The organism is Sphingobacterium sp. UBA5996, assembly GCF_002429765.1.
Taxonomy (GTDB): domain Bacteria; phylum Bacteroidota; class Bacteroidia; order Sphingobacteriales; family Sphingobacteriaceae; genus Sphingobacterium.
Window position 1 is genome coordinate 194,440 of the sequence record NZ_DJAS01000008.1, and the last position, 26,464, is coordinate 220,903.

Below are 26,464 nucleotides of genomic sequence, written 5' to 3' on the forward strand. Positions count from 1 at the left end.
ATACTATAAAGCCAATATCGAACTGCGATTTAAAAAGTAATATTATCTGGGCTCATAATGATAGACAATCTGATAAGACTGATTTTTAAGCTCCTCAGACAGTTGACCTATATCTAGTGTTTGCGCTTGTGGTGTAGGCTCACAGACCGAATAATATTTTCCATTGTACAAAATAGCGTCACCAATAGGATGTTCAAATTGAACGGCCATCGTCACATGTGTGGGATATAACAGGGTAATCATGGGTAGATTGTAAATTTCCTTCACCAGATAAAAAAATAAGGCTACCCGATCATCACAGTCACTGTATTTATTTAATAGGGTTTGTTCAGCCGAAAGACGTTTTTCAGCTCCAAAATTCTCTTCATCATTTTCATACAAAAAGGCATACCGGGTAAACCGCATTAAATAATCCACTCCTTCCTGTTGGCTCTTTCCACTTAAATTGTCCTTAAGCGCCGGAATAAGCGATTGATAGGTTTCTTTGCTTAGCGGAATATTGAAATAAGTTTCAAAATCCACACCAGGATAGTTTTTAAAAAGGTCACTGATATCGTCATTCAACTTGATGTTAAAATGGTAGGCTTTATGGCCATAATTGAACGCGATCTGCTTTTCTTTATAGTTTGCGGGTACAAAATCAGGCAATTTTGTGATTTTATAACTGAAATCTTCGATAGCTTCCGGAATCTTTATGTTGACTGGAATGTAGGTGTCAGCTCGTTGAAACAATTTTCCGTAGTCATGGAAATTTAGACAGGTATATTTCTTGCCGTCAATTTCAAAAAATGGAATATCAGAAATATCTTCTTTGTTCTGGATGAAAAATATGATTTGATTATTACCAACAGCCAAGCGGGCGTCATAACCAGATTTACACATTAAAAACCATTTGTATAACGTGTAGCGTGTATAATTTTCAGCTTTCGGAGCAATCTGTTGCGCGGTACGGCGAATCAACTGATAATATACCCAATCATTCAAATGATGTTCATCCTTGTATTCAAGCAAACTGTTTACAAGTTGTATATAATCTGTCTGATCCGCTGTTTGATAGAATTTTTGTACATGCGCTATCGTCAAGCTGTCTTTGAATGGAATGTTAAAGGAAGTCGGAACATCAATGGATACCTTTCCGTCATAAAAATCGAAATCATGATGTTGCGCCCACAGCTGTTGTGAAGCGCAGGTCAACCATACGATGATGGTGAATAACACCCGATATATTTTTCTTGATCTCAATTCTTAACAATTTGATAACATTAGTGTAATATAAATTTAACAAATTGTAATTGCTTTTAGAAAAAATTGTAGAAAATATTTTTAGCCTACCGCAAATTGATAGTATATGTAAACTTATTTCAGTGTAAGACATAATCGTTTGCCAGTGCATGTTAGGGAGACTTTGTTCGCTAGTTTTTCGGGACTGATTCGTACCATCTTCGGAGTTCCCCCACTGCCTGCCCACTGATTCTCCACCTCGGGCCCACATAAACAGTGGGGAAAGAGTGGGGGATCAGTGGAGCGCGAGTGGACGCACGGCGAACAAAGGGCGAATCAAGGGCGAAGGAATTGCGAAGAAGCTATAGTTTAAAGACTCAGCTTTTCGATATAAATTACGCGATTAGTAGGTGACTTTAGGTTTATTATTTTCACAAATTACACCCTTAGCTGGTTTGTCATTTGTCGTACTGCAATTTAAGTTTTTATCCAGCGTTCTTTTGGCATTGTCCAAATGGTTATATTGTTCTGCCATATTCCCAAACTCAGCAAAGTTCTCTTTGTCTGTATACAATATGGAAATAAACTCGCAGTCTTTACGAAAGGGGGCAATGTGCCATTTACTGGGGTCGTTGCAGGGAATGTCATCAAAAAAGGTCTGTAGCTTGGGGAGCAGATCTGCCAGTCGTTGGTTGATCTCTGATAGTTCCAAATCTCTAGCTGAGGCGACTTTCAGTTTGCCGGCGATGCAACGTATTCCAAAATGAGGAGGAAGATAGTTGGGCGAAACACTGGTGTCGTAAACAATAGGTCCTTTATATACTTTCTGTGCCCTTTCTCTGAGCGCTGCAGCTTCGGTAATTAATTTATTATAGGCTTGTTCAAAGCTCGGGTGTACGGGTACATAGGTGTAATAAAGCGTGTCAACTCGGCATTCCTTTAAATCACTGCAGGAAATATTTTCGGTTAGTTTAACCGCTTGTTGGATTTTAGCTGCTGCCAGACTTGTGAGTTCGTCGTAGCTGTCTTCTTTTTTACAGCCTACAAATAGAAGTGTACTACATAAAAAAGCGTAGAATAGGTGTTTTAAGTGCTTCATAAATTGGTTTTTTTAAGCTTAACGAAAGCTTTCAGCTATCCGCTACAGTTGCAAATCAATGTGACGTGGAAAAATAGTATTAAAATTCGTATCTTCGTGCAATGGATAATTTTATTGTTTCTGCACGTAAATACCGCCCGATTACCTTTGATTCGGTTGTAGGTCAGCAACACATTACGGGTACCTTAAAGAATGCGATACACAACAACCAGTTGGCGCAGGCATTTTTGTTTTGTGGTCCTCGTGGTGTGGGTAAAACTACCTGTGCACGCATTTTAGCTAAAACAATAAATTGTGAAAATATCTTAGAGGGTACTGAGCCATGTGGCGAATGCGACAGCTGTAAATCTTTCCAAAACGGTAATTCATTTAGTATTCATGAACTGGATGCTGCATCGAATAACTCGGTCGATGATATCCGTAATCTTATTGAGCAAGTGCGGATACCTCCACAGGCAGGAAAATATAAAATCTATATCATAGACGAGGTACATATGTTGTCTCAGGCGGCTTTCAATGCATTTTTGAAGACCCTCGAGGAACCGCCTTCTTATGCAATATTTATTCTGGCAACGACAGAGAAACATAAGATTTTACCGACGATACTTTCGCGTTGTCAGATTTTCGATTTTAACCGCATCAAAGTGGAAGATATGGCTAACCATTTGGCTAGTATCGCAGATCGGGAAAGTATCGCTTATGATCAGGATGGATTGCATATCATTGCACAAAAGGCAGACGGTGGGCTTCGAGATGCGCTGTCGATGTTTGATCAGATCGTCAGCTTCTCCAATAAAAATGTCACCTACCAAGCTGTCATTGATAATCTAAATATTTTAGATTACGACTATTATTTCAAGTTAACAGATGCTATTTTAACCGAAGACGCAGCACAATCCTTACTGCTTTTCAATGAAATTTTGAACCACGGATTTGATGGCAGTCATTTCGTTGCAGGTCTGTCATCGCATTTCAGAAACTTGCTCGTTGCCAAAGAACCGTCAACTTTAAAATTGCTAGAAGTTAGTGATAGTATTCGTCAAAAATATCTGCAGCAAGCTCAAAAGGCTTCTCCGGGATTTTTGTTATCAGCATTGAATATTTCCAATCAATGTGAAATTAACTATAAGACGAGTAAAAATCAACGTTTACAGGTCGAACTTTCACTTCTCAAGACCTGCCATATAGCACATGCGATCAAATTGAGCCAGCTTGGATCCGTCCAGATGTCTTCGGCCAGCGAGGAAGTAAAAAAAAAACTTCCTGAGCCAATAGCAGCACAGCCAAAACAAGGGGCTTCGGCTGTCGTTACACCTCCGATAATTTCATCAAGCAATGTTCCTGTTATTGAAAAACAGGTTGCGCCGCCACCTCCACAAGCTACCCCTGTAAATTATCAGGCTTCGGACGCAAAGGCCGAACCGAAAAAGGATCCTGTTTCGAATGTTCCTCCAAAAGTGAAAAAAGGAGGGTGGGGGGCTTCCGCTTCGGCAATTATTCCTTCTTTGCCCGACTTGAATACCATATACGATAACAATACGGTTGCCAAAGAAGGGGACGAACCAGAATTGATACGTGGAAGCGAACAACGTGAGGTTTCATTCGATCAATTTATTGCAGTTTGGAACAGTTATGCTGAACAGCTTAAAGCAGAAAACAAGATTAACCTATACACCATGATGACGGCCATGCAGCCCCGATTAAATGGTGTATTGATTGAAATTGATGTTGAAAATGGAGTTCAGATGGATGTATTGCAAAGTGCAAAGGTCGATGTACTGAATTATCTGCGTGTGAAGCTCCAGAATTTTTCGTTGGATCTAAAGGGGGTGATGATGGAGCACACTATTTCGCGCAAACCCTATACCTCACAGGAGAAGTATCAAGCCATGGTCAATAAAAACCCACTATTGGATACGTTGCGGAAGGAGTTCAACTTGGGGCTAAGCTAATTCGGAGACTTTAATTGTTGTTTATTTTTGTACATTTGCAATCTCTTCTATGAAGAGCAGAATATTTAGTTTTTATTATGCAAGGAAATTTTCAGAGACGTGATCGCGACCACGGCGAAAGACGTGAGGTGAATCAGATGGTATTTGGTATTCGTGCTGTTATGGAAGCAATCGATAGCGGTAAAGAGATCGAGTCATTGTTTATACAGCGTGGTTTGAGTGGTAGTTTGATTCTAGAATTGAAAGCCTTGCTAAAAGAGCATAATATCGCTTTTCAACAGGTGCCGATCGAGAAGTTAAACCGGATAACACGTAAAAACCATCAAGGTGTAATCGCTGTCATTTCGCCAATCACCTATCACGATATTGAAGATCTTCTACCACAGATTTATGAAAAGGGTGAAACACCTTTACTTTTGATGTTGGATGGAGTAACAGACGTGCGTAATTTAGGCGCTATCGCGCGGACAGCTGAATGTTCGGGTGTTCATGCGATCATTGTTCCCAAAAAAGGCTCTGCTGAAGTTAATCCTGACGCGATAAAAACATCCGCGGGCGCACTTTATAAAATCCCTGTTTGCCGCCACGACAGCCTTTCAAAAGTAGGTAAATTTTTGATTGATTCTGGTGTACAGTTAGTCGCTAGTACAGAGAAAACGACGACGAGTATATACGATGTCGATTATACGGCCCCTACCTGTGTGGTTATGGGGGCGGAGGATATCGGTGTATCCAATGACCTAATCCGTATTGCGGACAACCTTGCAAAGATTCCAATGTATGGTGAAATCAGTTCATTAAATGTATCAGTTTCTGCGGCAGTTGTGATCTACGAAGCAATTCGCCAACGGATTGCTAAAAAGTAGCACCATACTTTATTGATAATAAAAAATCCTTTGTATTTTAACAAAGGATTTTTTTGTAAGCTAGATTTGATAAATTTGCTCGATCTCTCGTTCGTATTTTTGTAGGATAACTTTTCTTTTCATCTTTAAAGTAGGGGTCAATTCACCGGTCTCAATCGTCATTTCATTAGGGATGATGGCAAATTTTTTGATTTGTTCCCAGTTTCCAAAATTTTTATTGATACGGTTTAGTTCCGACTCGATTTTCTGCTTCAATTCAGGGCTGTTTAGAAAATCTCGTCTAGAAAGATCTGCCAGGGTGGGAAATGCTGTTTTCGACCATTCTAAGAGATTTTTATAGTTGGAAAAAATCAAAGCTGCAGGAAACTTACGGCCTTCTCCAAGTACCATGGCCTGTTCGATAAATGGAGATTCTACCAGCTTCGATTCAATCTGCTGAGGAACAATATATTTTCCTCCAGAGGTCTTGAACATCTCTTTCTTTCGATCGATAATTTTAAGGAATTTGCCATCTACCCATTCGCCAATGTCTCCTGTGTACAACCAACCATCTTTAATTGCTTCTGCTGTAGCCTCCGGATTTTTATAATAACCGATCATATTATTTTCTCCTTTCGTCAATATTTCACCATCGGGCGCAAGCTTAATTTCGATATGAATTAATGGCAAGCCAACTGTTCCAATTTTCATACCTCTTCTATAACAGTTTACGGCGATACATGGTCCGGCTTCAGTAAGACCATAGCCTTCATAGATCGGAATTCCTGCAGCCATGTATAGACGGATTAACCTTTGCTGTAGTGCAGCGCTTCCAGAAGCAATTCCCTTGATATCATCACCGAAGGCCTTGCGCCATTTTGAAAAAACTAATTTACGGGCAATTTTCAACTGAAGATCATACCACCATGAGCGCCCCTCGAGTTTGTATTTTTCGCCGAGGTTTATAGACCAGAAGAATAGTTTCCGCTTAATCCCTGTTAGCTGTTCTCCCGTTGCCATAATCTTTTCATAAACTTTCTCCAAAACCCGAGGAACAGCAGAGAAAATATGTGGCTTTACAGATTTAAAGTCTTCACCTATTGTATCCATGGATTGAGCAAAGAAGATTGTCAAGCCTTTGTACATATACACATATTGGAACACGCGCTCATAGGCATGGCAAACTGGAAGAAAGGAGAGTGCCCGGTCGCCACGTTGAACAGGAAAGGAATATTCGCTACTATAAGTATCTGCCAATAAATTTTTATGAGACAACATAACGCCTTTTGGGTTTCCTGTTGTTCCAGAGGTATAAATGATGGACGCCAAAGCATCGGGTTTTATATGATCACGTAGCTGGTTTAGCGTTTCATCTGTAATAATCTTCCCACTTGCAACGAAATCCTTCCAATGGTTGAGATCATCTTCTTTTTCGAAGCTGTAGATCGCATTTAATTGAGGACAATCATCTTTTATCGTTAATATCTTTGTATAGAGTTCTTTTGAACTGACAATGCAGGTTTTAATTTCGGCATGATTGAAAATATAGGTATAATCCAACGTCGAAATATTGGGGTAAATCGCGACAACAACAGCGCCAATTTGTTGGATAGCAAAGTCAAGTATATTCCATTCGACACGGTTTTCACTAATCAAGGCCACCTTTTCTCCAGGTTGCACCCCTAGTGCGATCAGACCTTTCGATGTCTGGTTAACTTGCTCAATAAATTCAGTATTGCTCAGTTTTACCCATTTGTTATCTTTTTTAAATGAAAACATAGGAAAGTCTGATGCAATATCATATTGAAGATATGCTAAATCAAATAATCTCGTTGCTGTTGGCATAGTGAAAATCCAGTTCTTATAATACAGCTAATTTACGTTTTTTTATAGAGACCGCCGTATTCAATTCATGGATTAATGCGTATGTAAGAGGAGATGGTGGTATACAGAAAAAGACTCTGGTATATCAAGCTATGAGCTTTTATACCAGAGTCTTTAAACTCTATTTTAAATACTGTTTACTTAGTATTTACTTTTTGATTCTTTACGTTTTCCAGAGAAATCACGGAAGCCACCGCCATTGTTGCTGCTACGCTCACGTCTCTCGCCGCTGAATCCGCCTTCACGTCTTCCGCTGCGCTCGCCGCCACCATATCCACCTTCACGTCTTCCACCGCGATCACCGCCACGATATCCACCTTCACGTCTTCCGCCACGTTCACCACCACGGCTTCTTCCGCCACGGTCGCTACGGCCTTCACTTTTTCCTTCACCAGATACTTCGATGCGTACTTGACGACCGTTGTAATCTACGTTCTGGAATCCTTGGAATACTTTCTCAACTTCAGCATCTTGAACTTCAAAGAATGTAAATACACCCTTTAAATCAATTTTACCAATAGATTTTCCTGAAATGTTCGCATTGTTACAGATAAAGCCCAACATGTCTCCACGAGAGAATTCATCTACTGAGCCTAAGTTCATAAATAAACGCGTGTAACCTTTTGAACCTTCACGAGAACGACCATCACGTCTATCACCGCGGTCTTCACGAGAACCGTCACGCGCTTCGATATTTAAATCTGGTGCGTTTTTGTAATAATCCAAGAAACGGTTGAATTCAAGAGAAGCAAATCTTTTGATGATATCTTCTTTGGAAAGAGATTCCAAATTTTCCATAATTGCTGGCAAGAATGGGCTAATTTGTTCATCGTTCACTTCAACATTTTCAATCTTTTTAACGATCGAAAATAATTGTTTTTCGCAAACTTCAGCACCTTGAGGGACTTGCTTTTTCTCAAAAGGCTTACCAATGATCTTTTCAAGATGACGGATTTTACTCAATTCTTTCACATTAACTAACGAAAGAGAAATACCAGTTTTACCTGCACGGGCGGTACGGCCCGAGCGGTGTGTATAGTTTTCTGTTTCATCCGGTAACGAGAAGTTGATTACGTGCGTTACGTCACTAACATCAATACCACGGGCAGCTACATCTGTTGCAATCAAGAGTTGTAAGCTACGGTCACGGTAACGTTTCATTACCTTGTCACGTTGTTGTTGAGATAAGTCACCATGCAGCGAGTCTGCATTGTAACCATCTTTAATCAACGCTTCAGCAATGTCTTGCGTCTCGATTTTTGTACGACAAAATACGATACCAAAGATATCAGGATTTGAATCTACAATACGTTTGAACGCCGCATATTTATCTTTTGCTTTGATCAAATAGTAATGGTGTTCAATGTTGGCATTACCCGTATTTTTTGTACCTACAGTAAGCTCAACAGGATCGGTCATATAATTCTTTGCAATACGACGCACTTCAGAAGGCATCGTTGCCGAAAATAACCAAGTTTTTTTCTCGTCAGGGGTTTCTGACAAAATGTTGTTGATGTCTTCTTTGAAGCCCATATTGAGCATCTCGTCCGCTTCATCTAATACAACATACTTTACATTTGAGAAATCAATCGCATTTCTGCCAATGATATCCAACATACGACCTGGGGTCGCTACTACAATTTGCACTCCACGTCTAATTTGACGTAGCTGGTCTGAGATATTTGCACCTCCATATACAGCAACAACATGTACGTTGTTAACGTATTTAGCAAATTTTTCTAAATCTTTTGAGATTTGTAAACATAATTCCCGAGTAGGGCAAAGGATTAATGCCTGTGGGTGTTTTTGAGAAAAGTCTAATTGCTCTAATAATGGAAGACCAAATGCCGCGGTCTTTCCTGTGCCAGTTTGGGCTAATCCGACAAAATCGTCGTTACCAGTCAATAAAACAGGAATGGCTTTTTCCTGAATTTCAGAAGGTTTTTCGAAACCTAATTCTGAGATGGCATTAACAACTTCCTCACGGATTCCCAGTTCTAAAAATGGGTTCATGAAATATTATATACAATAGGCACTATTGCCTAAGGCGTTGCAAAGATAAGAATAAAATCGGAATAAACAAATAATTTAAATAATTGATTTTTAATGAGATTGAAAAATCTCAAATCAACGTGTGAAATTTGACCAACGGGATAGAGATAATTAAGGGTTGAAAAGTATTGTTTTCATGGTAAACTATTTTGCTTTTTTTTTGTGCGTTCTTTATTCATTTATTAATAAAAACTTAATATCCCAACCTTATTTTTGATGTTAGTATGGATCAAATACCAATTATATATCAGCAGTGGCTAAGGGCTATTAAAGAACGGGATGATACTACTGCGTACGCTGCGTTATATCAATATTGTTGGAAAGATCTTTACCAGCACGCTGCCCGGCGTATTCGCGATTCCCAGGATGTGGAAGATATTCTTCAAGAACTGTTTGTTCAATTTTGGGAAAAGCGTCATACGATCGATATCCAGATGAACCTTCCTGCTTATCTCAAGGGAATGCTCAAATATAAAATTATAGATTTTTTCAATTCCAATAAAGCAAAAGATAGCCTACTGGATCATTGGAGCAAACATATTTTTGATTATGTACAGCATCATCCCGAAGAACTTGAAACTTACCTCCTACTAGAAAAGATGCTGGAAGATGAATTGGAAATTATGCCGCATAATATGCGGCAGGTACTTTTGCTAAAGTGGGAGCATTTATCAATTCGTGAGATCGCTTTACGCGTGGGACTTTCGGAGCAAACTGTGAAAAATAACCTTACCGAAGCATCCAAAAGACTTAGAAAAGCGATAGTTGATTATCAAAACGTTCAAAATGGTAGTTTTACTCTCTTGCTAATTTTTGTTTTGGACGAAATTTCCAGGTAAATAGCAGTTGTTTGTAAGTGATTGTGGACTAAAAATCGACTTAACAATTCTTTTATAAAACATTAACCATTTATTGAAGTACGTTCTGACATTTTTGAAGACTTGTATATAAACAGCAAGTAAAAAAAGTGAAAAGAAGAATTTTTGAATCCTTAATCTATAAATACCAGCAGAATAAAGCCGATAAGGCCGAAAGGTCCTTGATTGATCACTGGTATGATACGCTCGATCGACAGGAAATCCCTGAAGGAGAGGTTGATGAGGATCGGTTGTGGAATCGAATAGAGCAATGTATTATACAGACTAAGCCTAAGAAATCAGTCATTCGGAAGCTAAGCTATTGGAGCGGAGCAGTTGCCGCTAGCATGCTGTTGTGTTTTGGTGTTTTATTTTGGAAAAAGCAGCAAGATCTGAATTTCTCCCGAAACGAATTGAATTTAAAGCCGGGGTACAGAATTTTTGAAACCGGTGCGTCACAGCGTAAACGGGTGCTTTTAGTTGATGGATCTATTGTTGTGATGAATGCGTATTCCAAAATTAAATTGGATACGGTCTCCTACGACAGGAAGGATCGCGTTGTCGAACTTCTAGCTGGAGAGGCTTATTTTGAGGTCAAGAAAGATTCCACAAAAGCTTTTATTGTGAATGCCCGACAAATACAGACCAAGGTGCTGGGGACCTCTTTTACCGTGAAAAACTATGCGGAACTGGATGATATATCGGTGTCTGTATTTACAGGTAAAGTGCAGGTCATTGCCAATAATAATCCGCTGGGTGTGCTGACCCGTGGCGAACAGATCCGTTATACCAAAAATAACCACAATAGTAATCAGGAGACTTTTGATCTGACGACACGTAATAGCTGGATGGAGGGGAGAGTTTATCTTAAGCAAAGCAGTTTTGCAGAATTGGCACTGGCGGTCAAAAATATCTATGATGTGGATATTAAAACCGACGACCAGCGCATTGCCCAACAACGGTATAGCATGCCTATATCAAAGCAGCTGTCCTGGACGTCAACCCTAGAAAGTATCAAAGCAATTCATTACAACAAATCCAGGAAGGAGGGCAGGATAGTGCATATTTACTAGTTTGGGGATAAAAAAAGAGCTGACGACGGCCATCGTCAACTCTACATGATACACCATTTAGCGATGGTATAAATAACATATACAACAACTTATAGAGATATTATATACGCATACAAAATTATGAAATTTAAGCAATACGTTACGCAAAACGATATTAAGTTTATGATAAGGACATCGTTGGTAGGTTTACTTCTTTCGATCGTGTCTGCCGAAATGCTTTTAGCTTCGGGTGCATACGGCCAGTTACTCAATAAAAAGATTACAGTTTCTTTTAGTGAATCCACTATTCCGGCGGCTTTCGAACGTTTGGAATCCCAAAATATACATATCGCTTTCGATGCAGCGAAATATAATCTGGCAAAGAAAAAGGTAAATGCCAAAATCTTTAAAAGTAATAGTGTCCGCGATGTCATGCGTTATCTGCTCAGGGAGACTGACCTGATGGCTCATGACAACGGTGTCTATATTACATTGATCGAAAAACCAGTACAGCAGAATGGGTATATTTCAGGTAAAGTTATTGATGATCGCGGTCAGCCTTTGGCCAATGCCAGCATCAAACTGATCGGGGCCAATAAATCAACCCAGAGCGGTATCGATGGGAGCTATCTTTTAAATGCTGCACCAGGAACCTACATGTTGGAAGTCAGCTACCTGTCTTACCAGACTCAACGTGTTGAGGGGGTTAAAATACAGGGCGGACAACGGACGGGGTTAAACATTGCCATGAAGACGCAGGTAAATGCGCTAGAAACGGCTATTGTCAGTGTCTCGTTTAAAAAAGCTTCCGTAGCCGGATTGTACGCGGCGCAAAAAAATGCAGCGTCGGTGACGGACGGAATATCCGCCGAACAGATTGCCCGGACACCGGACAATGATATGGGGCAGGTTTTAAAACGTGTTACCGGATTGACCACCGTCAATAACCGGAACGTCATTGTGCGGGGGATGTCCGACCGCTACAATCAGGCCATGTTGGACGGTGTGGTGATTCCGAGTACTTCGCAGAATAGACGTGATTTTTCTTTTGATATTATACCGACGGAGATGGTGAGCTCGGTGGTGGTCAATAAAACGGCAACCCCGGATGTATCCGCTGAATTTTCCGGCGGACAGGTTTCGGTGAATACGATTGATATTCCTGAAGAGAATTTTACAACAATACAAATTGGATCAGGAAGTAATAGTCAAACTTTGGGGAAAGATTTTTACCGACTTGGAGAGCGACATACAAGTGAATATTTCGGTTTCTTTGACAAATCTTCAAAAATGCCCGATGGAATAAGAACCTGGCAATGGAACAGTAGGTCTTTACTATTAGATGCGCCCCCAGGTTATATTTTGACAGACGAGGAATTAAATAATACCCCTTTAAATCCAACTGAATTTGGCGATGCTGTGAAGTACAACGATTTGGACGCTATCGCACAGTCCAAACGCTTTAACAGTGATGCCATGAAGCAATATAAATATAAAGCTTACCCTAATCAGAATATGCGTTTGTCGCTTGGTCGCTTGTATCAGTTAAATAACGGAAATCGATTCGGCTTTGCAGCTTCGGTAAACTTTAGAAACGAGCAGAATATTGTTGCTTTCAATAATACGAGGGGGTCTGCATTAATTGGAGCGCACTATATAGATAGTACTGGTATCGGAGACAATGGTGCCGGCACCTCTTATCGCTTTAACAGTAACGCTGGATTGGTTGCAAATATGGGGTATCAAGCGGATGGATTTAAAGTTTCTTTACGAAATATATATGCACGTACATACGCTAATAATTACAATGAAAGTATTCGAAAAGTATACACTGACCCTGATCCAAAAGCAAATAGGCTGACGTATCAATTACCTGAGGCGATGTCGTTGCAGCAGCATCAGTTGATCGGAGAATATCAGCTGCCCTGGCAGGTAAAAGCGGAGGGAATGTTTACCATCAATAAGATTAAACAGCAAATATTAGATGAACGAAAGCTCTCCTATAGGATAACCACCACGATAGACGATCAACCTTATTTTCAAACACCTAATTTATTGACAACTGCTGGATTTTCTAATAAAGGGGCGGTAACTGATTGGCGAATGTGGACTAGTATAGATGAAACCGATTATAATTGGAGCGCTGCATTTTCTCGGAAATTTCAACGGGGGACAGGAGTATCAACTCTTGTAAAATTAGGTTACCAGGCTTGGACCAAAAAAAGAGCGTTGGATTTGTTTAAATTTTTACCTATGACACGATCGACCTTGGTTGGCAATGTTAGCATACCTGCCCCTCCAATTGAGTCGAGTTATGATAGATTATTTTCAAATGAAAATATCGGAAATGGAGATGGACAGGCATATTATTATGCAGAAGGTCTTGGCGGTAGATATTATAATGGAGAAATGAGTTCCCATGCACTTTTTTTAATGGCTGATCAAAGGCTATGGCAAAAATTGCGATTGGTGTATGGCGTAAGGGCTGAATATTTTGATCTTAATAGTAGACAGGAAGAACTATATAAAAGAAAGTATCAAAAGGGAGATACAAATGGTGCTGAAGCCTATGAACTTGGTGTAAAAGAAAATAACTGGCGGTTTTTACCATCTATTAATGCCACATTCAGTTTAACCAATACATTCAATATTCGAGGAAGTTATGCGCGTACGGTAATTCGTCCGGATTTTAGAGAGGTAGGTATGTTTGCGATGTATGATTTTGAATTAGATGGTTATGTGTCGGGAGAACAAGTGCAGAGTACTGTGATTGATAATCTGGATATGCGTTTTGAATGGTATCCGTCTTCCGGTGAAATAATATCCCTCACGGGCTATTATAAGTATTTAGACAAACCGATAGAGCTAGTACATCGAGGAGACGATAAGCGGAATTATACTTTTGCAAATATGGAATCTGCAAGGAATTTAGGATTAGAATTAGAAATTCGAAAAAACTTTGCCTTTATAGGCGATGAAGAATGGCTAAAAGATCTATTTATATCAGCTAATGGCACGCTTCTGAAATCAAAAGTCAATGTGTTATCCCATTGGGAAACTATTGATGGCGCCACCCCCGATGGACCTAAACGTCGCCAGTCGCGTTATCCGGGTCAAGATAGACCTTTGATGGGACAATCGCCATGGCTGTTAAATCTCGGGGTTGGTTATTGGGGCGATAATTTCGGAATTACGACAAGTTATAACCATAGGGGGTACCGGACAAATATCGGGAATTTTAACCTCTCAGCAGTTGAATATGAATTGGCTCCAAAGCAGTTGGATGCACAATTTTATGCACGTTTTTTAAATAAAAAAATGGAAGTCAAACTTAATTTAGCTAATCTGCTTGATGATTGGACACGCTATTATGAAAACACTGAAGGGTTTACGACTGCCAATGATCCTCAGACAGGTGACTATGTCACCACAAAAGTAAAGGGAGATAATAAATATAATAAAGCGGATGGGGATATAATAACCTATCGTAAAAAGGATGGAAGAAGATTTAATCTTTCAGTTACTTATAATTTTTAAATAAAATACCTGCGCGAGGCAGTTTCATATCACTCCTCAATAATGTACATAAGTTCCGCGTTTGTCCACGCCGCACAACAGGGAAATAAGACAGAAAAATACAGAAAACGGGTGATTGAAAACAACTATGCAACCTTATGAAATGCTATCCCATAGGGAAGCATAGTCTAAAAAATGATCTTGTGATGGCAAAACTAGTGATTATTTAACACAAAATGAAAAAAATCTTAACAGTAGCAAGCGTATGCGCAATCGCATTGGCTTCTTGTAACAAAGACAATGTAGGACCTAATTCAGATTTGAATGCTGGTTTGCCAAACAAACCTCAGGCAACGATCCCAACAGATGCTGCCGGTATTATTACGAAGACTACGCTATCTGCGGATACCGTATGGAAAATTGATGGAGTTGCTTTCGTAAGACCGGGTGCGACATTGACGATTCAAGCGGGGACTTACATTACTTCTGGTTTAACTAAAGCTTACGATGACCAAATCACCGGAATAACACAAAATATCAAAGGTGTTTTGGTTGTGCCTAAAACAGCGAAATTAATCGCTAACGGTACTGCTTCCGCACCAATCGTATTCACTTCTCCAAATGCGGCAGGATCTCGTAACCCTGGTGATTTCGGAGGGGTCGTATTGTTGGGTAGCGCAACGACCAATCAAGCTGCCACAAGGAGAATCGAAGGGATTCCTCAACCTGTGGGTGTAGACGTTACTTATGGTGGTACCAATGCTGCAGATAATTCAGGTTCATTGAAATATGTACGCATTGAATTTGCTGGTTATAACTTAACTGCTGATAACGAGATTAACGGACTAACATTGGGCGGTGTCGGTACTGGGACTACCTTGGAAAATATTCAGGTATCTTGGGGTAAAGATGATGCGTTCGAGTTTTTTGGGGGTACTGTTAATGCGAAATACTTAGTTGCATTATCAAATGACGATGACGATTTTGATTTTGATCATGGCTACACAGGAACAATTCAATATGCGTTGTCATTAAAAGATCCTAATTCGACGAATAGCACCTCTAGTGGTAGCTCGGATTCAAATGGTCTGGAGTCTGATAACGAGGGAACAGCACCATATTCTGCTACTCCTAAAACTCGCCCAGTATTGAAAAACTTTACTTTCTTAGGTATTAAGGATGCGACTGTGGCGAATACAAAACTGAAATTTGGTAACCGTTGGAGAAGAGCGTCAGAATACGATATCCAAAACTCAATTATCGCCGGTTATTCAACAGGTGCTGCATTCGAGGGTGGTGCAACAGGTACGTTTACGGGTAACGTTGTACACGCTTATACTGCAGCTTTTAGTGGCGGTACTCCTACAGGAAACCAAACAAATGTTTCAACCGATGCAACAACGTATTTGAAACTGGCGGGTGCTGGAAATATCTTTTATCCTACAACAACTTTATTTAACCCGGCTTCCTTAAGGCCGCTGTCGACTTCGCCAGCATATGGTGACGGCACGACGACTTATAAAGGTGCTTTCCATCCGACAACTGCTCCTTGGACAGCTACTTGGACTCAATTTAATCCAAAAAATTATTAATATTTATTTGTTGAGTGAGCCATTTTTATGGCTCACTTTTTTAAGTTGCTTCTATATGATAAAAAATATATTTCTATATTTTGGCGCCCTTTGGATCGGGTGTATGTTATCCTCCTGTCAAAAAGGCGAGATGGTTCAAATGCAGGATGAAATCGCACGCATTGCTTTTAGATCCTATAGTTCTGCGTCTGTGGATGTAAAAAGAGTAACGGTAGATGGAAAAGTTGCTAATCCAAGCGATGCTAATTTTATTTTTATACGAAATAAAGATGCCGATTCTTCATTGGTCGTTGCATTTAATAACAAGGATCAGGTGGTCTTAGCGCAACGACTGCCCCTCAAATCAGGATTAAATACCTTTGGTGTTCATAGTAAAAGTCCCATTGATCCTTCCTTGGTTGTTGGACCGAACCCTTTAGGTGATGATGTAAAGCCGATTCCGGGTGTGATACAGGTAAAGATATTGAATTATAACAGGACGATTTCACCAAAAGGCGAGCCGATTCGATTGGCGGTTTATCAAGGTAAACCTGTTTATGATGAAAGTTGGGGAATGGATTTGGTCAAATATGACGAAACTCCGATCCTGACTACTGGGTTGATATCGGATAAAATCACCGAAGAATTTATCAAGATACCAATTGATCCCCTTTTTGTAGCAAAGGCGCAGGTTTTGGATAGCGATTTAAAGCCAATCCTTGTGGATGGGCAAAATGTCTATTTGTTCTTTAATTTTTCGGTAGATGTAGGTATTGTATATCTTCCTCAAAAAGAATCCGATGCTTACTTAGATGTTGATGCAGTTTCTGAAATTGGCGGTATAGGCTATAGCTTGGAGAATATCTGGTTAAGAAAATAGGAGATTTGAAGAAATACAGCGAAGTCAATAATGAGGTTATAGGTAAATCAATTAGCATAAATTCATCATGAGAGGCATCAGCGATTTAAAACATCGAAAACTATTGGCGATCTCCTTGGAAATCCAGGGAGATCTGAAGCAGGTTGTAGATTCGGAAGTCCTTTACAAATTGCGTCGGGAATTTACCAATCTTAATGAACTCTCTTCCTCTTCGCAAGTTAGCCAAAAATGGGCAGACTGGAGCTGATCTACGTATGGTCATTACCTCATTGAATTCCTGCGCACACTGATAAAACTATTGTCCGGTCTTGTCCTGTGCACTCACGTCAATAGGTATTGTCTGATAACTACTGCCCATATATTTTGGAGTTAAAATATTCATTTTTTCTGTTGCATTGGCAAAACCCTTGGCTCCTGTAGTCTTATTGCTGATTGTTCGTAGTGCTTCCCGAATCAATGGATCTCTGGAATCACCTATCGGCACCAAAGGTAAAAAGGCAAACTCATCCGTTACTTTCTGCGGAGAAATTCCATTACTGTAATTTCCTTGTCCTGCTTTATTATATATTTTATAAATCATTGGGATCAAATGCCAGGCACGTTCAGCGCCATGAATTTCCTGGGGTGTAGTTAGTGTGGTCGATGCCATATCTTTTCCATAGGTTTTATTGCCAACCTGAACAACCTCCACATACGGAGCTAATCCATTCATTAACATTTCAGACGCAGATGCCGTGTTTGGCCCTGTAAGCATATAAATTCTTTTTAAATGTAAACCTTGTTTTAAAATGTCTTTCGCTGAAAATGAATAGCCATCAGGCTGACCTTGCAGTGCTGCTGCGAAGCTGTCTTCTCTATTTTTGATGTTTCTGTTACCTTGGTATCTGGCAAAAATGTCATTTTCTTTGATATCTGCTAATAAAAGTGCACAAAATGCAGCAAAAGCAACTTGTCCGCCTGGGTTGTAACGTAAATCGACAACCAGCTCCTGGACCTGTTGTGACTTGAAATGTTGGACAACTTCCAATAGTGAATAAGCGCCACTAAAGTCAAATTGGCTTAAAAAGATATAACCTACAGTGGGGGAGGTGGAGATAAGTTTAGCTGCATAGAGGACCGGTTGCGAAATATAGGAAGAGGGCAGATTGAATAGTTTACCATCGTTCCGCTTTAATTGCATCGTTGGTAACGGTAAGGATTTGTCTAGCAGTAATTGCATATTGCCTTGGTTTATGCGCTCATTGTTGATATGGCTTATGCTGTCGCCTCGCTGGAGACCCATTAAATATCCTTCGCTAAACGGAACAACTTGAGTAACCAGTTGGATGGTTTGATCAGTGGTTTGGACTTGTACCATATCGAATCCAAAGGTGTTTGTCAAGGTATTGCCATAGGTGTCGCTGTTAAGTGTCTGTAATATGCGGGAGTAATGGTCTTCTTGAAATAGGAGATTTTTAAAAAATAGATCGGGAGCTTGCTGATGATCATTTGTTTTCCCGATTTTATCGTTCCAATAATAGTATTGTTGCATCTGCTTTAACGTCCATTGATTGATCGTTGCATTTGACCCCGGATCGTTCAGCGATGGATCCTTTTCACAGGCGGAAAGAAGTAGTGAAAAAAGGGTTAAAACAAAAACGGTTGGTTTACGCATTTTTTAAGACTTAGCTTCATAAAAATACATATAATGTATGTATTGTTGGTGTTATCTTTTTGTTGTTCAGATGTTTATTTGTTATGAACACGAGGGAGATTTCAGGTTTAGTCCGTTAATGCCATAAAAAAAGGCATCCCTGGAGAGGGATGCCTTTGGGCTATATATCGAAGAATACCGATTAATAAAGTGTAAACTCTACGCGGCGGTTTTGTTGACGACCATCAGCAGTTTTATTGGATGCGATAGGTTGGTCAGGACCGTAGCCTGTAGCTTCAATGCGAGATGCATTAGCGCCTTGTGATACAAGATATGCTTTCACCGATTCAGCTCGTTCTTTTGATAGACGCATGTTCAATTCACGGGAACCTGTATTATCGGTGTGTCCAGCTAGTTTTAGACTGAAGTTTTTCTCGATTAACAGTTCTGCAACTTTATTCAATGTAGCGTATGAAGTAGGGCGTATTGTCGATTTTCCCAAATCGAATTCCAAGTTCTTAATGGCATCAGCAACTACTTTTCGGTCAGCTTCTGTCACAACAACCTTTTCTACAACTCTAGTTTCGTTTTTCACCACAATTGGACATCCAGAACCATCTACTTGTACACCTGAAGGAGTACCCGGGCATTTGTCATATTTGTTGGCAACACCGTCACCATCATCATCCTTCAAGTCACTGTTCAAACCATCCAATTGATTTTGTAGCGCTTGGTTCTTAGCCTTTAAAGCATCATTTTGTGCTTTAAGGTCATCATACTTCATGGTGTAGTCGTTGACTAATGTCGCGACAGGATTTGAATTGTTTAAAGCAGGTTTGCTACCACTACCCAATGCAAATTCTAAACCACCATGGATGTAAGTAAACAAGTCATTTTTATATTGACCGCCTTGAATGCCATCAAAGTTTTGGTTAACCCAGTTTAATTGATAACCTAGCTCGAAGTTAATACCTTTAGCGACAGCAAATTTAAATCCCATATCCAATGGTACGTAAATTTTAGAAATGCCATCCGCTTCCTGAGAAGTTGATCCAGTTGTTAAGGTAGTTTTGCTATTCATCACACCCACACCGATCGATGCATAAGGCTTGATGAAACTGTTGAAAAATCTCCAGTTGGTGTTGGCCGCTTGGAATTCTCCCGACAAGGCCGCTGACCAAGGTGTTTTAGCTTCAAAAGATTGTGTTCCATCTTTAAACGCTCCACCAGTTTTACCACCAAAGTAGCTCGCTTTGATGCCAAAAGAAGGAGAAATTTGCTTTTTAATGTAGGCACTATATCCCAAGTTCCACGCTAAATCCTCGTAGTTTGCACGGTTGAAGCCAGCAATGTTCGTTTGATTTGTCACCCCGGCACCAATACCGATGGACCATGTTCTATATTGTGCAGCTGGTCCAAATGGTGTTGTTCCTTCAATGGATGATACTTTCGCATTTTGAGCATTTGCATTAGTCGCAAATAAACCCGCTGATGCGAGCGCGAGTACGAATTGTAATTTTAGTTTCATATAATTTGTGTTTGTATAAACCGCTGCAAAAATAATAGTTTGAAAATTAAATTTGCTAAACGCTTGTAGTTGAAATATGACAATCAGATAAATAAAAAGGTGNNCACCTTTTTATTTATCTGATTTATTAGTTATTAATAAAGGGTGAACTCAACACGGCGGTTTTGTTGACGGCCAGCTGCATTTTTATTCGTTGCAATTGGTTGATCAGGACCATATCCGGTGGCCTCAATACGTGAAGCATTTGCGCCTTGCGATACTAAATACGCCTTTACAGCTTCTGCACGTTCTTTAGACAAACGCATGTTTAATTCGCGTGAGCCTGTATTATCGGTGTGACCAGCGAGCTTTAAGCTGAAATTCTTTTCGATTAATAATGCGGCAACTCTATTCAATGTTGCGTAAGAGCTTGAGCGAATAGTTGCTTTACCTAAATCAAACTCCAAGTTTTTGATCGCGTCAGCAACAACTTTTTTATCTGCTTCTGTAACGACAACTTTCTCTACGACTTTGGTTTCGTTTTTAACAACAATTGGACAACCCGATCCGTCCACTTGAACACCTGAAGGTGTGTCTGGGCATTTATCATATTTGTTAGCCACACCGTCGCCGTCGTCATCTTTCAGATCATTGTTAAGACCATCCAACTGTCCTTGTAATGCTTGATTTTTAGCATTCAACGCATCATTTTGAGCCTTTAAGTCATCATATTTAACCGTGTAGTCATTGACAAGGGTTGCGACAGGGTTAGAATTGTTTAAAGCAGGTTTGCTACCACTACCCAATGCAAATTCTAGGCCTGCGTGAGCATAAGTGAATAAGTCATTTTTGTATTGTTGACCCACTGGGTTAGCGGTACCCATTCTGTTGTCAAAACGTTGGTTCGCCCAATTCAATTGGTATCCGAGTTCAAAGTTGATACCTTTTGCTACGGCGAATTTAAAACCAAAATCTGCTGGTACATAAATCTTAGAATATGAGTCACCATATTCTCCTCTGTCCCCGTTAGCGATTGCAGCGGTCTCGGCGTTCATTACACCAACACCAATGGATGCGTACGGTTTAATAAAGCTGTTGAAAAATCTCCAGTTGGTATTTGCTGCTAAAAACTCGCCCGACAACGCTACAGACCAAGGTGTTTTAGTTTCAAATCCTGTTTGTTTATCGCTGTTATCGTAGCCTGATGTTTTTCCACCAAAATAAGTAGCTTTCAATCCAAAGGAAGGGGAGATTTGCTTCTTGATGTAAGCACTATAACCCAAATTCCAATCCAATTTATCGTAACCACCGTTGTTAAACTTGGCGATATTTTGCAAGCTCGTTACACCTGCTCCCACACCGATCGACCACGTTCTATATTGTGTTGCCGAGCCTAACGGTGTTGTGCCTTCAATTGATGCGTCTTTTGTGCTTTGCGCAAAGGATGCGGTGGATAAAATTCCTGCCGCAACAAGTAATCCTGATTTTTTAAGGCTAATTTTCATAATGCGTGTTTGTAAAATTATCTACTATAATACTGTTGTTAAATTAACTCACTGAACACTCTTGCAATAAATTTGCCAAAAATTATTTGGTTACTCTACACGTCCAAAGAAGTTTGGCACTTCAATTTCAAAAGCCAGATGCTTAACAATATTTTCAGTAAAAATGTTTTGAAAAAAAGTTTTCCTGCTTTTGGTAATCAAAATAACATCAATGTCTTCGTCCCGGATAATGGTATGAATACCGTTAGCAATATTCTCTCGAGAACCGGCAAAATAACTTGGGGATTTGACAATGTATGAAATGTCTTCAATGCCAGTTTCAGTAATAATCTCTTCGATCCAGTTTTCTAGTTTTTTTCCTAACACTTTGATTTCTAATTCATTTTTGTTGATGTGAATCAATTGAAGATGAAAGTCTTTTCCATATAATGGAATTGCTTGTTTAAGCACTTCAAGTTCGCCAGGTTTGAAATTTGTTAACAACCCAATGGTATCTTTTTTTAGCTTTATCGCATTTTTTGGAACAGCTAAAACAGGTATTTTGGACTCTTTAATAACATCATAAGTATTACTTCCGATCAAAACAGATTCGAGCCCTGTGACTCCTTTTGTACCCATAATAATCGTTTGGTATGTCTCTTTTATCTCTTGTTTTTCCAGCGTTTCGGCCAAAATGCCGTTGTCAAATAATGTAGAAATTTTAAGTGAAGGATATTCTTGTAGAAGTTCGGCTACAAGCTTCTCCATTTTCTGATGAGCTTCCACCTCCGTAGGGTCTACTAAATGCTTCGCATTTGCAAATTTATTGCTGTGGGATGTGAACGAATGAAAGAGTGTGATCTCATTATTTGACATCGCAGCCACTTGCGCGGCATAAAATGCGGCTACTCGTGCATTTTCGGAATAATCGACAGGTATTAATAGTTTAGACATGGCTATAAGGTATTATGCTTTTGTGAAAAATATCGGGATTAACGGATGGCTAAATAATGCTTTTGCGACCGAACGCGAAAAGACACGTTCAAAGAATGATTTTCTCGATCTTGTCACTAATAGAATTTTAATCTTTTCGTTATGGATCATCTCGTTAATGACTTCTGGAACTGTATCTAGATCCTCAATATCACCTTGGATCGAATCAACTTCTATTGCAATATTGGTTACGCCGATATGTTTTTTGATCTTATATTTCCATACTTCAAGCTTATCCTCGATTCTATTTTCTGATGAGTGATCGTAGTGTACATGCATAAGTTTTAACTCAAAATCTTTACCGATAATATTGACAAAGTCTTTTACTGTATGGATCTCTTCTTCTTTAAAATTGGACAGTAGGCCGACAGTATCTATAGGTGTATAATATGCTTCGTTTGGAATGGCTAATACGGGTATTTTGGCTTTTTTGCTAATGACATACGTGGTGCTGCCAATAAGCTTACTGTCCTCATTGGTGATGCCCTTAGTGCCCATAACTAGAAAATCAAACTGATCCGGAGTAGCAAGTTCAGGTAGCGTTTCTGTAATCATACCTCGCTCGCATTGTGTCGATATTTGAAGTGTAGGATGTTGTAGCTTTATTGATTCTGCCAGATCTTTGATAAGGATATCTGCTTTAAAAATTGGAGAGTTTGCGTCATTAGGGCTGTTTTCTTCCTCGAACACCGCAGAAGCAGAGGTGTAATTGTGATAAAGGTGGAGCGCATAACCCTTTTCCAGGGATAGGTTCACCGCATAATTAACAGCATTGATAGCATGAGCCGAAAAATCTACCGGTAGTAGAATGTTTTTTTTCATTAGAAGGAATTTAATCTACAAAATCTAATCTTATTTATTTTGCACTAGGGAATGTGCTTGAAAGTATACCCAATTCCCTATTTTACTATCAAATGTAATAAAACAAATGTAATTGTGGATGACCTCAGGTCAAATAGTTTTTATCGTTTTACATGTGAAAGCTGAGAAGCTTTGCACAAATATGAATAACGAATAACACTTTTAGAATGTTATATTTAATATCAATTTGTGATTGCTGTCACCAATAAAATTGGTATGTCTTAACTGGCTGAATGTTAGCATCTGAATTTTTTGTTTGAAAAGTCAAAGTCGCACTTTTCGTTGTTTAGAGAAAACGGTCGTTTCAAGGTCAATATATGGAATTCCACATTGCATAACCTATCAATTTTGAGTAAGTTTGCACATATTTTTAGATAATTAAATGACAAGTAGAGAAATTCGTCAGGCCTTTTTGGACTTTTTTAAAAGTAAGGGGCATCAAATAGTACCATCAGCACCAGTAGTTGTAAAAAATGACCCAACTTTAATGTTTACCAATGCGGGAATGAATCAATTCAAAGATTTATTTCTGGGTGAAGCACCCATTAAATTTCCTCGCGTTGCCGATACTCAACGCTGTTTACGTGTTTCTGGAAAGCACAATGATCTGGAAGAAGTCGGCATTGACACCTATCATCACACGTTGTTTGAGATGTTAGGAAACTGGAGTTTCGGTGATTACTTTAAGAAAGAAGCGATTGCTTGGGCTTGGGAACTATTGACAGTTGTATATAAGTTAGACAAAGACCGTCTGTATGTAACTATTTTTGAAGGAGATGCCAAAGAAGGCTTGGAGCGTGATATGGAAGCTTTCAATTTCTGGAAAGAATGGATTAGCGAAGATAGAATTCTCCTTGGGAACAAGAAAGATAATTTTTGGGAAATGGGGGAGACAGGACCTTGTGGGCCTTGTTCCGAAATCCATTTTGATATGCGCAGCACAGAAGAGCGTGAACAAACTTCCGGACAGAGTTTGGTGAATGCAGACCACCCTCAAGTCATTGAGATCTGGAATCTCGTATTCATGCAATTTAATCGATTGAAAGATGGCTCGCTTCAGTCGCTACCAGCTAAACATGTTGATACTGGAATGGGCTTTGAGCGTTTGGTGCGATGCATACAGGGTAAGACTTCCAATTATGATACCGACGTATTTACACCTACTATCGATTTTATCGCTGAAAAATCAGGTATAAAATATGGTATAGATGAAAAGGCTGACATTGCCATGCGCGTAGTTTCCGATCATATCCGTGCAGTAAGTTTTGCAATTGCCGATGGCCAACTGCCATCCAACAATAAAGCAGGCTACGTGATTCGCCGTATTTTACGCCGCGCGGTACGTTATGCTTATACATTTTTAGGCTTTAAAACCCCTTTTATTAACGAAATTGTGCCTGTATTGGCGTCTCAGTTCGCAGGCGTATTTGATGAATTGATTCAACAACAGGATTTTGTACAGAAAGTGATCTTAGAAGAGGAGGTTTCGTTCCTTAGAACCTTGTCCACTGGCGTACAGCGATTTGAAAATTATGTGGAGAATAACGTTGTCATTAAGGGGGATTTTGCTTTCGAACTCTATGATACTTACGGATTCCCGATCGACTTAACGGAATTGTTAGCACGTGAAAAAGGTTTAACTGTCGATATGGAAGGTTTCAGCCAAGCACTTCAAATTCAGAAAGATCGTTCTCGTGCTGCCACAGCGATTGATACAGGTGATTGGATTGAAGTAAATGAAGATGAAGGGTTTGAATTCGTCGGCTATGATACATTAACTGCCGTTACTGAGGTTGTTAAATACCGTAAAGTTGTAGCAAAAAATAAAGAGCAATTCCAATTGGTGCTTTCAGTTAGCCCCTTTTACGCTGAGGGTGGTGGCCAAGTGGGCGATTCTGGGGAATTGATTTCGGAATCAACAGGTGAGAAGATCTATATCACAGATACTAAAAAGGAAAATGGGCTATTTGTTCACTTTACAAACAAATTGCCGCTTGAATTGAAAGGTACATTTATAGCGCAGGTTGATAAAACCAAAAGAACCGATACCGAAAACAATCACTCAGCAACCCATTTATTACATGCAGCTTTGAAACAGGTATTGGGAAATCACGTGAACCAAAAGGGATCATTGGTTAACGCCGATACTTTACGTTTTGATATCTCTCATTTTGCGAAAATGACCGACGAGGAGATTAAACTGGTAGAGGATATTGTCAATGCTAAGATTCGCGAAAATATACCCTTGAAGGAAGAACGAAATGTTCCGTACCAACAGGCCCTTAATTCGGGTGTTACAGCCCTATTTGGGGAAAAATATGGCGATTTTGTGCGTGTGATTACTTTTGAAGATCAATATTCCAAAGAACTCTGTGGGGGTACACATGTCAAAGCAACGGGTCAGATCGGGTTTTTCAAAATTGTTTCCGAATCTGCTGTCGCCGCTGGTGTCCGTCGTATCGAAGCAATTACAGGAACGCGCTCAGCATCGGTTATCCGTGAACATTTCGAATTGGTTCATCACCTGAAAGAGCTCATGAATAATCCAAAGGATTTTGTGTCTGCGTTAGGTAAAATCATCGATGAGAATGGTGCCTTGAAGAAAGAAGTCGAGAAAAGTATCACAGAAAAATCGTTAGCCTTGAAGTCTGATTTAGAAGCAAAGATCCAGCAGGTTGGACCGATTAATTTCTTGTCTACCATTGTTGATCTTCCAAATGCTGAAGCTGTGAAAACATTGGCGTATGCTTTAAAAGGTGCTGTCACTAACTTGTTTTTAGTAATAGGTGCTGAATTTGATGGTAAGCCAAGCTTGACTGTTGTTTTATCCGACGAATTGGCTAAAGAAAAAGGATTAAATGCAAGTACAATTGTTCGAGAATTAGCTAAGGATATCCAAGGAGGGGGCGGTGGTCAGCCATTCTTCGCGACAGCTGGAGGTAAAAATCCTGCGGGATTAAAGGTCGCAATTGGGCGCGCAATAGACTTCTTGAAATAAACTCACGAGCAGTTAAATAAGGCTATTAAGGATAGGTATTAACAACTAAAAATAAACGG

General features: G+C 39.7%; 18 protein-coding genes. 9 read left to right on the plus strand and 9 right to left on the minus strand.

Annotation, left to right across the window (positions count from 1 at the left end; all coding sequences use genetic code 11):
* Positions 1 to 42: 42 nt before the first annotated feature.
* Together B3E00_RS06040 and B3E00_RS06045 are read right to left on the minus strand one after the other, a co-directional pair.
* Positions 43 to 1,242 (minus strand): hypothetical protein, encoded by a 1,200-nt coding sequence (locus B3E00_RS06040; protein WP_293937665.1) that lies wholly within the window; start codon positions 1,240 to 1,242, stop codon positions 43 to 45.
* Positions 1,243 to 1,624: 382 nt separating this feature from the next.
* Positions 1,625 to 2,320, minus strand: a complete 696-nt coding sequence (locus B3E00_RS06045; protein ID WP_209579083.1) for a hypothetical protein — start codon at positions 2,318 to 2,320, stop codon at positions 1,625 to 1,627.
* Between the two features lie 101 nt (positions 2,321 to 2,421).
* Between B3E00_RS06045 and B3E00_RS06050 the strand changes: the two genes are divergently transcribed.
* Both B3E00_RS06050 and rlmB read left to right on the plus strand, forming a co-directional pair.
* Positions 2,422 to 4,272 (plus strand): DNA polymerase III subunit gamma/tau, encoded by a 1,851-nt coding sequence (locus B3E00_RS06050; protein WP_209579084.1) that lies wholly within the window; start codon positions 2,422 to 2,424, stop codon positions 4,270 to 4,272.
* A 77-nt stretch (positions 4,273 to 4,349) separates the two neighbouring features.
* Complete coding sequence (gene rlmB, locus B3E00_RS06055) at positions 4,350 to 5,138, plus strand: 23S rRNA (guanosine(2251)-2'-O)-methyltransferase RlmB (protein ID WP_209579085.1); 789 nt, start codon at positions 4,350 to 4,352, stop codon at positions 5,136 to 5,138.
* A gap of 60 nt (positions 5,139 to 5,198) precedes the next feature.
* On the opposite strand, the gene B3E00_RS06060 is transcribed toward rlmB, so the two are convergent.
* Together B3E00_RS06060 and B3E00_RS06065 are read right to left on the minus strand one after the other, a co-directional pair.
* Positions 5,199 to 6,962 carry an AMP-dependent synthetase/ligase gene (locus tag B3E00_RS06060; protein WP_293937668.1) on the minus strand — a complete coding sequence of 588 codons (1,764 nt, stop codon included), beginning with the start codon at positions 6,960 to 6,962 and terminating at the stop codon, positions 5,199 to 5,201.
* Between the two features lie 180 nt (positions 6,963 to 7,142).
* Positions 7,143 to 9,014 (minus strand): DEAD/DEAH box helicase, encoded by a 1,872-nt coding sequence (locus tag B3E00_RS06065; protein ID WP_209579087.1) that lies wholly within the window; start codon positions 9,012 to 9,014, stop codon positions 7,143 to 7,145.
* A 263-nt stretch (positions 9,015 to 9,277) separates the two neighbouring features.
* Between B3E00_RS06065 and B3E00_RS06070 the strand changes: the two genes are divergently transcribed.
* The 6 genes from B3E00_RS06070 (at position 9,278) to B3E00_RS06095 (ending at position 17,176) form a co-directional block, all read left to right on the plus strand.
* A complete protein-coding gene (locus tag B3E00_RS06070) occupies positions 9,278 to 9,892 on the plus strand; it encodes an RNA polymerase sigma factor (RefSeq protein WP_209579088.1) in 615 nt (204 codons plus the stop codon).
* A gap of 128 nt (positions 9,893 to 10,020) precedes the next feature.
* A complete protein-coding gene (locus B3E00_RS06075; protein WP_209579089.1) occupies positions 10,021 to 10,983 on the plus strand; it encodes a FecR family protein in 963 nt (320 codons plus the stop codon).
* Between the two features lie 120 nt (positions 10,984 to 11,103).
* A complete protein-coding gene (locus tag B3E00_RS06080; protein ID WP_209579090.1) occupies positions 11,104 to 14,499 on the plus strand; it encodes a TonB-dependent receptor in 3,396 nt (1,131 codons plus the stop codon).
* A 215-nt stretch (positions 14,500 to 14,714) separates the two neighbouring features.
* Positions 14,715 to 16,070, plus strand: coding sequence for a hypothetical protein (locus B3E00_RS06085; RefSeq protein WP_209579091.1), 1,356 nt, complete (start codon positions 14,715 to 14,717; stop codon positions 16,068 to 16,070).
* 55 nt (positions 16,071 to 16,125) lie between these two features.
* Positions 16,126 to 16,929 (plus strand): hypothetical protein, encoded by an 804-nt coding sequence (locus B3E00_RS06090; RefSeq protein ID WP_209579092.1) that lies wholly within the window; start codon positions 16,126 to 16,128, stop codon positions 16,927 to 16,929.
* 67 nt (positions 16,930 to 16,996) lie between these two features.
* Entirely contained in the window at positions 16,997 to 17,176 is a 180-nt protein-coding gene (locus tag B3E00_RS06095) for a hypothetical protein (protein WP_209579093.1), read from the plus strand.
* Positions 17,177 to 17,224: 48 nt separating this feature from the next.
* Here B3E00_RS06095 and B3E00_RS06100 read toward each other — a convergent pair whose 3' ends face one another.
* The 5 genes from B3E00_RS06100 to B3E00_RS06120 form a co-directional block, all read right to left on the minus strand.
* Positions 17,225 to 18,583 (minus strand): S41 family peptidase, encoded by a 1,359-nt coding sequence (locus tag B3E00_RS06100; protein ID WP_293882429.1) that lies wholly within the window; start codon positions 18,581 to 18,583, stop codon positions 17,225 to 17,227.
* Positions 18,584 to 18,764: 181 nt separating this feature from the next.
* Positions 18,765 to 20,090 (minus strand): OmpA family protein, encoded by a 1,326-nt coding sequence (locus B3E00_RS06105; RefSeq protein WP_293937672.1) that lies wholly within the window; start codon positions 20,088 to 20,090, stop codon positions 18,765 to 18,767.
* Between the two features lie 134 nt (positions 20,091 to 20,224).
* On the minus strand, positions 20,225 to 21,574 hold the full coding sequence (locus B3E00_RS06110) for an OmpA family protein (RefSeq protein ID WP_209579096.1): 1,350 nt from the start codon (positions 21,572 to 21,574) through the stop codon (positions 20,225 to 20,227).
* Between the two features lie 90 nt (positions 21,575 to 21,664).
* Positions 21,665 to 22,507 carry a universal stress protein gene (locus tag B3E00_RS06115; protein ID WP_209579097.1) on the minus strand — a complete coding sequence of 281 codons (843 nt, stop codon included), beginning with the start codon at positions 22,505 to 22,507 and terminating at the stop codon, positions 21,665 to 21,667.
* A gap of 12 nt (positions 22,508 to 22,519) precedes the next feature.
* Entirely contained in the window at positions 22,520 to 23,368 is an 849-nt protein-coding gene (locus B3E00_RS06120; protein WP_209579098.1) for a universal stress protein, read from the minus strand.
* Between the two features lie 421 nt (positions 23,369 to 23,789).
* Here B3E00_RS06120 and alaS point away from each other — a divergent pair, with 421 nt between their 5' ends.
* Positions 23,790 to 26,405 carry an alanine--tRNA ligase gene (gene alaS / locus B3E00_RS06125; protein WP_293882421.1) on the plus strand — a complete coding sequence of 872 codons (2,616 nt, stop codon included), beginning with the start codon at positions 23,790 to 23,792 and terminating at the stop codon, positions 26,403 to 26,405.
* Positions 26,406 to 26,464 lie beyond the last annotated feature (59 nt).

Excerpts from the sequence above, each read along its gene's own strand:
- B3E00_RS06045 (WP_209579083.1), bottom strand. The coding sequence starts at position 2,320 with ATGAAGCACTTAAAACACCTATTCTACGCTTTTTTATGTAGTACACTT.
- B3E00_RS06050 (WP_209579084.1), top strand. The coding sequence starts at position 2,422 with ATGGATAATTTTATTGTTTCTGCACGTAAATACCGCCCGATTACCTTT.
- rlmB (WP_209579085.1), top strand. The coding sequence starts at position 4,350 with ATGCAAGGAAATTTTCAGAGACGTGATCGCGACCACGGCGAAAGACGT.
- B3E00_RS06060 (WP_293937668.1), bottom strand. The coding sequence starts at position 6,962 with ATGCCAACAGCAACGAGATTATTTGATTTAGCATATCTTCAATATGAT.
- B3E00_RS06065 (WP_209579087.1), bottom strand. The coding sequence starts at position 9,014 with ATGAACCCATTTTTAGAACTGGGAATCCGTGAGGAAGTTGTTAATGCC.
- B3E00_RS06070 (WP_209579088.1), top strand. The coding sequence starts at position 9,278 with ATGGATCAAATACCAATTATATATCAGCAGTGGCTAAGGGCTATTAAA.
- B3E00_RS06080 (WP_209579090.1), top strand. The coding sequence starts at position 11,104 with ATGAAATTTAAGCAATACGTTACGCAAAACGATATTAAGTTTATGATA.
- B3E00_RS06085 (WP_209579091.1), top strand. The coding sequence starts at position 14,715 with ATGAAAAAAATCTTAACAGTAGCAAGCGTATGCGCAATCGCATTGGCT.
- B3E00_RS06090 (WP_209579092.1), top strand. The coding sequence starts at position 16,126 with ATGATAAAAAATATATTTCTATATTTTGGCGCCCTTTGGATCGGGTGT.
- B3E00_RS06095 (WP_209579093.1), top strand. The coding sequence starts at position 16,997 with ATGAGAGGCATCAGCGATTTAAAACATCGAAAACTATTGGCGATCTCC.
- B3E00_RS06100 (WP_293882429.1), bottom strand. The coding sequence starts at position 18,583 with ATGCGTAAACCAACCGTTTTTGTTTTAACCCTTTTTTCACTACTTCTT.
- B3E00_RS06105 (WP_293937672.1), bottom strand. The coding sequence starts at position 20,090 with ATGAAACTAAAATTACAATTCGTACTCGCGCTCGCATCAGCGGGTTTA.
- B3E00_RS06110 (WP_209579096.1), bottom strand. The coding sequence starts at position 21,574 with ATGAAAATTAGCCTTAAAAAATCAGGATTACTTGTTGCGGCAGGAATT.
- B3E00_RS06115 (WP_209579097.1), bottom strand. The coding sequence starts at position 22,507 with ATGTCTAAACTATTAATACCTGTCGATTATTCCGAAAATGCACGAGTA.
- B3E00_RS06120 (WP_209579098.1), bottom strand. The coding sequence starts at position 23,368 with ATGAAAAAAAACATTCTACTACCGGTAGATTTTTCGGCTCATGCTATC.
- alaS (WP_293882421.1), top strand. The coding sequence starts at position 23,790 with ATGACAAGTAGAGAAATTCGTCAGGCCTTTTTGGACTTTTTTAAAAGT.